The organism is Streptomyces sp. NPDC038707, from assembly GCF_040636485.1.
Classification (GTDB): domain Bacteria; phylum Actinomycetota; class Actinomycetes; order Streptomycetales; family Streptomycetaceae; genus Streptomyces.
Genome location: NZ_JBEZUP010000040.1, coordinates 61,599 through 72,723, shown reverse-complemented (window position 1 = coordinate 72,723; position 11,125 = coordinate 61,599). Strand labels below are relative to the sequence as shown.

Here is an 11,125-nt window from a genome sequence, read left to right as displayed (position 1 = left end):
CTGCAGGGGGGACCCTGTGGGAGAGTAGGACGCCGCCGAACAATTTTTGGGGAAACCCCCGCACCTTCAGGTGCGGGGGTTTTCTGTTTTCCGGGCCGAAGGGATTGGTCTACGGTGATCGCATGACCGCTGTCACCAGGAACGACTACGTCGTTCGTGCCATACGCCCCGCCGACTGGGAGCGGGTGAAGCAGCTGCGGCTGGACGCGCTGCGGGACCCGGTCGCGCACCTCGCCTTCCTGGAGACGTACGAGAACGCCGCGAGCAAGCCCGATGCCTTCTGGCAGGACCGGGCCGTCGGTTCCGGCGCGGGCTCCACGGCCGCCCACCAGTTCGTCGCCGAAGCACCCGACGGCACCTGGGGCGGCTCTGTCACGGTACTCATCGAGGAGCCCGGCACCCGCGACTGGGCCGGGAACCCGGTCGAGCGGCGGCAAGGACACGCCGTCGGCGTCTACGTACGGCCGGAGCACCGGGGCAACGGACTGATCGAGGAACTGTTCGCGGCCGGCCTGGCCTGGGCGTGGCAGCGGGACGCCGAGCGGGTGCGGCTGTTCGTCCACGAGGACAACGCCCGTGCCCAGTCGGTGTACCGGAGGATCGGGTTCGCGCCCAGCGGGCTCGTCCTGCCCTTCGCCAAGGACGAGACCGCGAACGAGCTCGAGTTCGTCCTGGCGCGGCCGTCCTGGACGGCTGACGGCTAGACCGGCAGTTCCTGGTGCGGCCAGCGGGCGCGGGCCTGTTCCCGGGAGCGGAGCAGGGCGAGCGTCGGCAGGCCCTGGTCGGTTCCGGTGGCCAGCAGGTCGGGCAGCTCGGGGAAGGGGGCCACGGCCGCGATGTCGTCCAGGACCAGCGTCAGTGGTGGGTCGAGCCGACCGGAGGATGACCGTTCGGCCATGCGCCGGCCGCGCTCGACCACGCTGGAGACGAGGGCCGTCAGGAGGGGCATCGCGCCCGGGTTGCTCCGCGGGTCCTCGATGGATTCACCGACCATATAAAGCGTGCCCCCTTCGTGGACGAAGGAATCCAAGGCGACCGTATCGGACCGGTGGGGAGTGCACGCCTCCCGGATGTTCACCGTGAAGAGCGCCGACAGGGCCCTGCTGGTCAGCTCCTGGGCGATGTCCCGGCGTTCCGGGTGTGCGGTGAGCGCCGCCTCCAGTTCGCCGGCGGCGCCGGGCGCGGCCTTGGGATGGGTGCGCAGGGTGCGCACGGCGTCCTGGAGCTGGGTGCCCTGCGACCAGCGGTGCACGTGCCGGATGGTGCGGTTCTCCAGGGCGGCGGCGTGCAGATAGCTGCGCAGGAGGGTGGTCGCGGTGTCGGCGACCGCCTGGTCGATGCGCGCGGTGGGCCGTACGGGGGCGAGGAGGGCCGTGGCACGGTGCAGTGCCGTCTGCCTGTCCTCGCAGCCGGCCGTGGGGGACCAGTGCAGCCGGGCCGGGGTGTCGCACAGGTGCGTGGGGTCGTACAGCAGGGTGGGGCCCAGCTTGGCCCGGGTGTCCTTGGTCTCCGCCCACAGGGCCGGGTTGGAGGTGACGAGGACGACGGGGCCCTCCGCGTCCCGTACGGCCTGGACAGCGGCCGGCTGCCGGCCCTCCCGGGGGGCGAGGAGGACCTTCTCCCAGCCGCCCGTCCGGTCGCCGTCGGCCGGGAGGGCGATCGGTGGCGTCGGTACGGGCGTCTCCCGTAGGGGCGCTGCCGGCTGTGGCTCCGCGCGCGGCACGGGGACCTCGTGGCGGGGCTCCAGGAGGACGTCGTGGCGCGGGGCCCGGGCCTCGTGGTGGGGCTCCGGGAGGACGTCGTGGCGCGGCGCCCGGGCCTCGTGGCGCTCCTTCGGGGCCTCGGGGGCCGGTTCGGCGGGCATGGGTCCGCGCATGGCTTCCCGGGCCGCGGTGGTCCGGCGCAGCCTGTCCGCCCGCCAGCGGGCCACCGTGCCCATCGCGAACACGGTGAGCACGAAGAGGATCATCAGCTCGCCGAGGAACAGGCCCCAGAACAGGCCCCAGCCGGGCAGTTGGGCCGGTGGGGTGTCCGGCCAGGCACCGGCGAGGTCGTGCGGGCGGCCGATCAGGTGGCGCATGGCCAGGGGGGTGCGGGTGAAGGTGACGCCGTCCGGCCAGGCGCCCTGGGCGAACCGGGCCGCGAGGCCGGTGGCCGTCCACACCAGGACGGTCATGCCGATGAGGAACGCGAGGATGCCGATCAGCAGTCCGTCGGGGATGCCGCCCTGGCGCTCCCGGCGGATGTCACGGCGATCGTCCGGTCTCACGCTGTACTCCCTCTAGGCCACCGTCGACTCGGAGTCGCCCAGGTGCTGTTCCACGAAGGCCGCCGCCCGTTGCTCGGCCTCCAGCTCGGCCGCGCGCAGGGCGTCGTCGGCCGCCAGGTCGCTGGAGGACTCGGTCATCGCCCGGTCGGTGAAGACCAGCGGCCGTTCCGTCTCCGTGACCAGGTGCTTGACCACCTGGACATTGCCGTTGACGTCCCAGACCGCGATGCCGGGCGTCAGCGTGGGGATGATCTCGACGGCCCAGCGGGGCAGGCCGAGGACGCGGCCCGTCGCCCTCGCCTCGTCCGCCTTCTGGGCGTAGATCGTCCGGGTCGAGGCCATCTTCAGGATGGCCGCGGCCTCCTTGGCCGCCGCCCCGTCGACCACGTCGGACAGATGGTGGACGACCGCCACGAAGGAGAGGCCGAGCCGGCGCCCGAACTTCAGCAGCCGCTGGAACAGCTGCGCCACGAACGGGCTGTTGATGATGTGCCAGGCCTCCTCGACCAGGAAGATGCGCTTCTTCCGGTCGGGGCGGATCCAGGTGTGCTCCAGCCACACGCCGACGATCGCCATGAGGATCGGCATGGCGATGGAGTTGCGGTCGATGTGGGACAGGTCGAAGACGATCAGGGGTGCGTCGAGGTCGATGCCGACCGTGGTCGGGCCGTCGAACATGCCGCGCAGGTCGCCGTCGACCAGTCGGTCCAGCACCAGGGCGACGTCCAGACCCCAGGCCCGTACGTCGTCTATGGCGACGTTCATCGCCTCCGCCGACTCCGGTTCGGGGTGCCGGAGCTGCTCGACGATGTCGGAGAGGACCGGCTGGCGGTCGGTGATCGTCTCGTTGACGAAGGAGTGCGCGACCTTCAGGGCGAAGCCGGCGCGCTCGTCCAGGCCGTGGCCCATGGCGACTTCGATGATGGTCCGCAGCAGGGCGAGCTGCCCGGTCGTGGTGATCGCCGGGTCCAGCGGGTTGAGCCGGATGCCGTGGTTCAGGGCGGCCGTCGGGTCGAGCCGGATGGGAGTTATCCCCAGCTCCTCCGCGATCAGGTTCCACTCGCCGACGCCGTCCTCGCCCTGGGCGTCCAGGACGACGACCTGGCGGTCCTTGAACCGCAGCTGGCGCAGGACGTACGTCTTCTCCAGCGCCGACTTGCCGTTGCCGGACTCGCCGAGGACCAGCCAGTGCGGGGCCGGCAGCTGCTGGCCGTACAGCTGGAACGGGTCGTAGATGTAGCCCTTCCCGGAGTACACCTCGCGGCCGATGATGACGCCGGAGTCGCCGAGGCCGGGCGCGGCCGTGGGCAGGTAGACCGCCTGGGCCTGGCCCGTGGAGGTGCGCACCGGCGGCCGGGTCGTCTCCACCTTCCCGAAGAGGAACGAGGTGAAGGCCTCGGTGAGGACGGACAGCGGATCCCGCATCGGAGAATCAGCCCCTACCTTCGGATGCCGGTGGCGAACGGAAGTGTGTTCACGAAGGCGCGGTGGTGCTCTCGGTCGCACCACTCCAGCTTGAGGTACGACTTGCCGGCGGAGGCCCTTATCGTGCGCTTGTCGCGGTTCAGGGCTTCCGGGGAGCGGGCGGAGACGGTGATGTAGCCGACCAGGTTGACGCCGGCGGCGCCGCTGGCGAGGTCCTCGCCGCGCTGGTCGAGCCGGTTGTGCGCGGCGATGTCCCGGGGGTCGACGGTCCGGTTCATCTTGGCGGCGCGGGACGCCTCGGCCTCGTCGTTGGTCTTCTCGGTCAGCATCCGCTCGATGGCGACCTCGGTGGGCTCGAGGTCCATGGTCACGGCGACCGTGCGGATGACGTCCGGGGTGTGGACGAGGAGCGGGGCGAGGAAGTTGACGCCGACGGGGGTCATCGGCCACTCCTTCACCCAGGCGGTGGCGTGGCACCAGGGGGCGCGGGTGCTGGACTCGCGGGTCTTGGCCTGGAGGTAGGTGGGCTCCACGGCGTCCAGCTCGGCCGGCCAGGCGTTGCGCTGGGTCATCGCCTGGATGTGGTCGATGGGGTGGTCCGGGTCGTACATGGAGTGGATCAGGGAGGCCAGCCGGCCCTGGCCGAGCGGCTGGCGGACCCTGATGTCGGCCTCCTGGAGCCGGGAGCAGATGTCGGTCAGCTCGCGGGCCATGACGACGGCGAGTCCGGCGTCCCGGTCGACCTTGCCGCCGCGGGTGCGGGCGGCGCGGGCCATGGCGTGGGCCTCGGCGGCCAGTTCCCGGCTGTAGTGCATGCAGGCCACGAGGTAGGCGCGGTGCTGCTCGCTGCTGGTGGAGACCATGGACTGGAGCTGGTCGTAGGAGCGCTGGAGCCAGTCCGGGGAGCGGTCGTCGCCGCGCTGGGCGACGTCCTTGGCGTGCGCGTCCGGGTCGGCGGGCAGGGTGCGGGCGAGCATCTGCAGCCGGGTCACGAAGCCGTCGCCGTTGGCGACGTGCTTGAGGAGCGTGCCGAAGCGGTCGACCAGGGCCTCCTGGTCCTCGGAGTCGCGCAGGCCGACGCCGGGGCCCTCGATCTCGATGGCGGCGGTGACCGTCTTGCGGTCGGCGTGCAGGAGGACGGCGATCTCGTCCGGGCCGAAGGGCGCGGCGAGCCAGCTGATGCGGCCGATGCCGGGCGGCGGGCCGACCTCGATCTCGCGGCCGTCGATCCGGGTGCCGGCCTCCATGGCGGCGGACCGGTAGGCGGCGCCGCGCTTGACGGTGCGCTTGTACGAGCGGTTGATCTCGAACCACTTGTAGAAGGTGCGGTGCTTGTACGGGACGTAGACCGCGGCGAGCGCGAGCAGGGGGAAGCCCGTCAGCAGCGCGATCCGCAGGGGCAGGACCGGTACGAGGAGGCCGCACATCATGCCGAGGAACGCGCCGGCGATGATCAGGGCGATCTCGCCGGATTCGCGGTTCCGGCCGATGATCGCGTTCGGCCGGGCGCGGCCGATGAGATACGTACGGCGGGGCGTGACCGGATGGGACAGGTGGGACTCGGTCGTCAACGCCCTTCACCTCCTGAGCGGTTGTTGCGGGTGTTGCCGGCGTGCGGGGTGTTGACCGGGCTGGGCGCGCGGGGCGCGGGGGTGGCGGAGGGGACGGTTCCGCCGCTGTTCCCGGCCGGGGTACGGCTGCTGTGGGCGGCGACGCCGCCGGAGGCGGGGTTGGCCGGGCGCGGGGTGCTGCTCGGCTGGCCGGCCGCGGCGTTGCTGTCGGCGCGGGTGCTGTGGGTCTTGATGCCCTGGGCGACGAGGCTGGCGGGGGAGCTGATGACGGCGGCGGCCTTGCCCTCGGCGCCCTGCATGATGCGGTTGTTGCGGCCGCTGGCGATCTCGTCGCCGAAGCCGGGGACGAAGCGGTAGATCATCGCGCTGGCGAAGATGGCGAGCAGGATGATGGCGAGGCCGGAGACCACGGCGGAGAAGGCGTCGGGGCCGTTGTCGCCGGACAGGGCGCCGGCCAGGCCGAGGACGATCACGATGACCGGTTTGACCAGGATGACGGCGATCATGATGCCGGCCCAGCGGCGGACGTGGCCCCACAGGTTCTTGTCCACCAGGCCCGCGTAGACGACGGTGCCGAGGAGGGCGCCGACGTAGAGGAGGGCGGCGCGGATGACCAGTTCCAGCCAGAGAACGCCGGCGGCGAGGATGCTGACCAGGGAGACGACGATCAGCATGATGGGGCCGCCGCCGATGTCGTTGCCCTTCTTCAGGGCGCCGGAGAAGGTGCCGAAGAACGTGTCGGCCTGGTCGCCGGTGGCTTTCGCGAGGACGTCGGTGACGCTGTCGGTGGCCGAGACGACGGTGTACAGGATCAGCGGGGTGAAGGCGGAGGCCAGCACGGTGAGCCAGAGGAAGCCGACGGCTTCGGAGATCGCGGTGGTCAGCGGCACGCCGCGCACCGCGCGCTTGGCCACGGCGAGCAGCCACAGCAGGAGCGTCAGGATGGTGGAGGCGGCGAAGACGACGGCGTACTGCTTCAGGAACGCCTGATTCGTGAAGTCGACACTGGCGGTCTCTTTGACGGCTTTACTGAGCTTGTCGATGGTCCAGGACGCGGCCTCGGCGCAACCCTTGGCCAGCGAGGACAGCGGGTCGGCAGTGGAGGTGTCCGGGGCGATATCGCCGGACTTGCCGGATGTGTTGCCGCGCTCGCAGTACTTCTTGGCGTCGCCCGGGATGGGTCCGCAATTGAACCTGCCCGTCGAGGGCGAGGGGGACGGGCTGCCGGAAGGAGTGGGTGAGGGTTCCGCGAAGGCGCGTGTGGCCAGCAGTACGGCCGTGGTCTGTACGGCTGTCACGACTCCGGCGAGCTTGAGCGCACGCTGCGGGCTACCGGGCATACGTGAACCCTCCGTACTCCTCGATGGCTTTGCTGATCTCGTCGGAGGTGGCGGCCCTGTCGTCACCGGGTACGGGGGCGGGGCCGGCCTGCTGTGTCTCGGAACTGATCTTCCAGTCGCCGTCGGTCCAGCGAAGGTCGAACGTCCAGGTCTTCCAGGACGAGGTGACGGGGTCGGTCGAGGTGCTGCTGGCCATGCCGATGAGGCCCACGTACCAGACCGCCACCTTGGCGGAGCCCGCCGTGTACTCCCGCACGGTGGTACCGATCGGGATGACCCGGGAGACGAACGTGCTGCCCTTGGGCGGATTGCCGGAGGCATCAAGGCCCATTTTGGCGAGGAACTCGGCCGAGTAAGCCTGATCCATGGGGCCCTGGAGGCGGGTTACCGCCTCATGGGTGTAGAGCAGGTTCAGGAGCGTATGGCGGCTGGCCTTGTTGAACATGCCGGTCGAACCGAGGGCCACGGCGTAGTTCGAGGCCGCCGACTGGGCTCCCTGCTCGGTGTGGGCGTATCCCGTCGGGACACCACCGGTCTTGGTCTCCACCGGACGCGTGCCGCTCGCCGACGTGGCGGTGGACTGGGGTTGTGTGGCCTTGGTGGGGTGGGTGGTCGTCGGGGTTTCGTCGCCCCTGTTCGCGAAGGCGATGGCGGCGATGAGGAGGACCACCACGCCGACCACCGTGACCAGGCTGCGGGAGGAGGAACGCTGGGGGCGGCGGGGGGCGCCGCCGTAGGGGTCGGGGTCGGGGAGGCGGGTCCGGGTCTGGCCCGGCTCCGGGTAGTCGCCGTACCCCCGCTCGTCTCCGGGACTCATGCCGCGTACGCCCCCTCCACCTCGTAGACATACGACGGTAGCCGTGCTGGTTCCCGCGCGGGCGCGGTGTGGTGACTCGACATCAGGGAAACGCAACCTCAGCCGGTGGGCACGACGGACGGGTGGGGTGGAGGGGGCAGCCGGGGCCGGGCGCGCCCGGAACGGGTGGGGTTACACCGCCATGCCGTACACGATCGTGAACAGTGTGCCGAGGGAGCCGATGATGAAGACTCCGGTGAGGCCCGCGATGATCAGGCCCTTGCCCTGTTCCGCGCTGAAGGTGTCCCGCAGGGCCGTGGCGCCGATGCGCTGCTTGGCCGCACCCCATACCGCGATGCCGAGGCAGAGCAGGATGGCGACGGCCATGACCACCTCGATCATCACCTTGGCTTCGTTGCCCAGGCTGCCGAAGGGGCCCCAGTCCGGAGCGATCCCGCCGATGATGGTGTTGATGTCTCCCTTGTCGGCCGCAAAGAGCATGTAAGTCACCGCCCCTGGTGGGTAGTTCCGCGAGTCCCCTGCGGGCGCAGAGGTCAGGCCTCATTGTCGCCGACAACGTCGCCAACGTATGTCGACTTGGCGTCATTCACTGGCGGGTTTCGCATATGTGGCACCTACCGTCACTCTGTGTATCACGGCAGGTCACGCCGGGCAATGAGGTCGGTGCGGAACCTGGCGTGTGGTTCCGTCGTTGACCCCCTTTACGACCTGTGCGGTTCTGACGGCCGGCCGGGTGAGGCCCCGCGTCGATGTTCTCACGGGCGGGGGTGCTCCGCGTGTGCCCGGTGCGCGGGGAAATCCGGGAACCGCTCGGTTTGCGTGGGGCTTTGACGGTGAGACTTGTGGCTGATGAAGCGCATCTCCCGCCGCTCGTTCACCTCGCGGCCCGCGTCGCTCGGCGCCGTGGTGCTGCTCGCGCTGACCTCGGCGTCCGTGGCCGCGGCCGACGACGGACGGGGGCCGCTCGGGGTCACCGCGGACGCCGTCGCGAACCGGTGGAGCGCGCGGGTGGGCGCGCTGTTTCCCGCGGACCGGGCGGACCGGGCGGGCCGGCCGGCCGGCGGTCACTTCTGCACCGCGTCGGTGGTGGACAGCCCGCGCGGCGATCTGCTCGTCACCGCCGCCCACTGCCTGGACGGCCCGGACCGCGACCTGGTGTTCGTGCCGGGCTACCGCGAGGGGCGGGCGCCGTACGGGGTGTGGAGGGTGACGCGGCGCTTCCTGCCCGAGGCGTGGGTGCGGGACCGGGACGAGGACAGTGACCTGGCCTTCGTCACCGTCGCCGGGCGGGGCGGCAGGCGGGTGGAAGAGGTGGTGGGCGGCAACCGGTTCACGCCCGGCGTGGCCACCGGCGCCACCGTGGTGACGGTCACCGGTTACCCGGGCTCGCGTGAGGTCCCCGTCGTCTGCGCGGACAGACCGGTCCCGTGGGGCCGTACCCAACAGCGCGTCGACTGCCCGGACTTCACCACCGGCACCAGCGGTAGCCCCTGGGTCAACGGCGATCACGAGGTCGTGGGGGTCCTCGGCGGTCACGAGGAGGGCGGCAGTACGGCCGGAACCTCGTACAGCGTGGTGCTGGGCGGTGCGGCGGGGGAGCTGTACGAGGGGGCGGTGCGCGGGTCCTGAGCAGGCCTCAGGGCGCCGCGGGGGAGGGTCCGGGTCCGTGGGCGCGGGCGGTCGTACGCGCCGGGCACCGTGATTTGACGCCACATCATGAGAAAGGGGTCTTGGATCCGCCCGGGATGGGGGAAAGTTGAACCGTGCGGAAGTCATGGGTGATCGGTGGGGCGGCCGTCGCGCTCGGCGTGAGCTTCGTGATGCTGCTGGTCGTCGGTGTGTACATGGTGGCCGGGAACCTGGTCAACGGGGTGACCTCGGGGAGCCGGGGGCTGGCGAAGGGGGCGGTGCCGGCCGCCTACAAGTCGCTGGTGCAGCGGTGGGGCAATCTGTGTCCGGCGCTCACGCCCGCGCTGCTCGCCGCGCAGCTGTACCAGGAGAGCGGGTGGAACCCGACCGTGGTCAGTGCGGCCGACGCGCGCGGTATCGCGCAGTTCATCCCCAGTACGTGGGCGACGCACGGCATCGACGGCGACGGTGACGGCAAGCGGGACATCTGGGATCCGGACGACGCCATTCCGTCGGCGGCGTCGTACGACTGCGAGCTGGCGAAGTACGTCAAGGACGTGCCCGGTGACGTCTCCGACAACATGCTCGCCGCGTACAACGCGGGGGCCTACCGGGTGATCCGGGCGGGCGGGGTGCCGGCCATCAGCGAGACGCGGAACTACGTCAAGCGGATCCGCAGCCTGGAGGAGAGCTTCGCCGCGCCGGTCAGCCGGCTCGACCCGTCCCGGCAGGCCGCCGGTGCCATCGCCTTCGCGCAGAGCCGGCTGGGCACGCCGTATCTGTGGGGCGGCAACGGCACCCCGGACCAGGGCGGGCGCTTCGACTGCTCGGGCCTGACCAAGGCCGCGTACGAGAAGGTCGGGGTCAGGCTGCCGCGGGTGGCCAACGACCAGTACAACGCCGGGCCGCACCCCTCGCGGGACCAACTGCTCCCCGGTGACCTGGTGTTCTTCTCCGACGACCTCACCGACTCGCGGGCCATCCGGCACGTGGGGATCTACGTCGGCGGCGGGTACATGATCGACGCCCCGCGGACCGGCGCGGTGATCCGCTTCGACCCGGTCGACACCCCGGACTACTTCGGCGCGACACGGGTAACGGAGGAGGGCGCGCAGGCACTTCCCACCGGCGTGTGAACGATGCGTGAAGCTGCCCCCTGAGCTGCGGTGACGAGTCTCTCTTCGATAACGTCTGCGTGATCATTCAGTGGAGAGTGGAACGTATTCATGGTGCCCGTGCGTTCCTGTTGACGTAGCCGAGCGGACGTCAGTGCGGCAGTGCAGCGGAAGCGGATCTACGAACCACGGGGGGCTGGAGCGACGCACACCCGGTGCGTCCGGACGAACGACGAAGGGGCCGCAGCACCATGGCTGTACTCGCCGAATCCGGATCGAACCCCGACGTCGACCTGCTCTACGACATCAACGGCCTGGCCAAGGACGCGCCGCACTGGTTCGACCGGGTCATGGAGTTCGTCGGCGAGTACGGACTGCTGCTCGCCATGGTGCTGCTGGTCCTGTGGTGCTGGTGGGGCGTGCGGCGCCGGGGCGGCGAGGAGGCGGCGCCGTCGGTGGCCGCGCTGCTGTGGGCGCCCCTCGCGGCGGGTCTCGCGGTGCTCGTGAACGTCCCGATACGGGGTTTCGTGGAGCGTCCGCGCCCCTTCCGGGACCACCAGGGCCTGGACGTCCTGGTCTCCGGCAAGGACGACTTCTCCTTCGTCAGCGATCACGCGACGCTCACGATGGCGCTCGGTGTGGGCCTCTTCGTCGCCAACCGCCGCTTCGGTCTCGCCGGCATCGGCCTGGCCCTGCTGGAGGGCTTCTGCCGGGTCTACATGGGCGTGCACTACCCGACGGACGTGTTGGGCGGTTTCGCGCTGGGCACGGCCGTCGTGCTGCTGCTGTCGCCGCTCGCCATGGCGCTGCTCACCCCGCTGGTGCGGGCGGTGGAGCGTTCGCCGCGGGCGGGCCGGCTCGTGCGGCGGCGGACGGCTCCGGGGGTGCCGGTGCTGCCCGGCGCGCACCGCCCGGCGGGCTCCGAGGAACGGGACCTGGCCGCGTAGCCCTCCCGCGGC

Annotated in this window: 10 protein-coding genes; 4 read left to right on the top strand and 6 right to left on the bottom strand. The window is 71.0% G+C overall.

Annotation, left to right across the window (positions count from 1 at the left end; genetic code table 11):
• The first annotated feature begins 122 nt into the window (after positions 1–122).
• Positions 123–704, top strand: coding sequence for a GNAT family N-acetyltransferase (locus AB0E62_RS34705; protein ID WP_362203213.1), 582 nt, complete (start codon positions 123–125; stop codon positions 702–704).
• On the opposite strand, the gene AB0E62_RS34700 is transcribed toward AB0E62_RS34705, so the two are convergent.
• The 6 genes from AB0E62_RS34700 to AB0E62_RS34675 form a co-directional block, all read right to left on the bottom strand.
• Positions 701–2,269 carry a type VI secretion protein gene (locus tag AB0E62_RS34700; protein ID WP_362203210.1) on the bottom strand — a complete coding sequence of 523 codons (1,569 nt, stop codon included), beginning with the start codon at positions 2,267–2,269 and terminating at the stop codon, positions 701–703. The genes AB0E62_RS34705 and AB0E62_RS34700 overlap by 4 nt on opposite strands.
• Before the next feature lie 12 nt (positions 2,270–2,281).
• A complete protein-coding gene (locus tag AB0E62_RS34695; protein WP_362203207.1) occupies positions 2,282–3,694 on the bottom strand; it encodes an ATP-binding protein in 1,413 nt (470 codons plus the stop codon).
• Between the two features lie 14 nt (positions 3,695–3,708).
• Positions 3,709–5,265, bottom strand: coding sequence for an SCO6880 family protein (locus tag AB0E62_RS34690; RefSeq protein WP_362203204.1), 1,557 nt, complete (start codon positions 5,263–5,265; stop codon positions 3,709–3,711).
• Positions 5,262–6,605 (bottom strand): hypothetical protein, encoded by a 1,344-nt coding sequence (locus tag AB0E62_RS34685; protein ID WP_362203201.1) that lies wholly within the window; start codon positions 6,603–6,605, stop codon positions 5,262–5,264. Before AB0E62_RS34685 ends, AB0E62_RS34690 begins: the two co-directional genes overlap by 4 nt.
• Positions 6,595–7,422: a hypothetical protein gene (locus AB0E62_RS34680; protein WP_362203198.1), complete on the bottom strand. Its 828-nt coding sequence runs from the start codon at positions 7,420–7,422 to the stop codon at positions 6,595–6,597. The genes AB0E62_RS34685 and AB0E62_RS34680 overlap by 11 nt, the downstream gene beginning before the upstream one ends.
• A gap of 171 nt (positions 7,423–7,593) precedes the next feature.
• The gene (locus tag AB0E62_RS34675; RefSeq protein ID WP_014673544.1) at positions 7,594–7,902 is read right to left on the bottom strand and encodes a hypothetical protein; all 309 of its coding nucleotides are present in this window, start codon (positions 7,900–7,902) and stop codon (positions 7,594–7,596) included.
• Between the two features lie 369 nt (positions 7,903–8,271).
• Here AB0E62_RS34675 and AB0E62_RS34670 point away from each other — a divergent pair, with 369 nt between their 5' ends.
• The 3 genes from AB0E62_RS34670 to AB0E62_RS34660 all read left to right on the top strand — a co-directional run bounded on the left by AB0E62_RS34670 (position 8,272) and on the right by AB0E62_RS34660 (position 11,113).
• Positions 8,272–9,051, top strand: coding sequence for a trypsin-like peptidase domain-containing protein (locus AB0E62_RS34670; protein ID WP_362203195.1), 780 nt, complete (start codon positions 8,272–8,274; stop codon positions 9,049–9,051).
• A gap of 134 nt (positions 9,052–9,185) precedes the next feature.
• Positions 9,186–10,187, top strand: a complete 1,002-nt coding sequence (locus AB0E62_RS34665) for a bifunctional lytic transglycosylase/C40 family peptidase (RefSeq protein ID WP_362203192.1) — start codon at positions 9,186–9,188, stop codon at positions 10,185–10,187.
• A 230-nt stretch (positions 10,188–10,417) separates the two neighbouring features.
• Entirely contained in the window at positions 10,418–11,113 is a 696-nt protein-coding gene (locus AB0E62_RS34660; RefSeq protein ID WP_362203189.1) for a phosphatase PAP2 family protein, read from the top strand.
• Positions 11,114–11,125 lie beyond the last annotated feature (12 nt).

Coding starts and splice junctions, on each gene's coding strand:
- AB0E62_RS34705 (WP_362203213.1), top strand. CDS start 123: ATGACCGCTGTCACCAGGAACGACTACGTCGTTCGTGCCATACGCCCC.
- AB0E62_RS34695 (WP_362203207.1), bottom strand. CDS start 3,694: ATGCGGGATCCGCTGTCCGTCCTCACCGAGGCCTTCACCTCGTTCCTC.
- AB0E62_RS34685 (WP_362203201.1), bottom strand. CDS start 6,605: ATGCCCGGTAGCCCGCAGCGTGCGCTCAAGCTCGCCGGAGTCGTGACA.
- AB0E62_RS34680 (WP_362203198.1), bottom strand. CDS start 7,422: ATGAGTCCCGGAGACGAGCGGGGGTACGGCGACTACCCGGAGCCGGGC.
- AB0E62_RS34675 (WP_014673544.1), bottom strand. CDS start 7,902: ATGCTCTTTGCGGCCGACAAGGGAGACATCAACACCATCATCGGCGGG.
- AB0E62_RS34670 (WP_362203195.1), top strand. CDS start 8,272: ATGAAGCGCATCTCCCGCCGCTCGTTCACCTCGCGGCCCGCGTCGCTC.
- AB0E62_RS34660 (WP_362203189.1), top strand. CDS start 10,418: ATGGCTGTACTCGCCGAATCCGGATCGAACCCCGACGTCGACCTGCTC.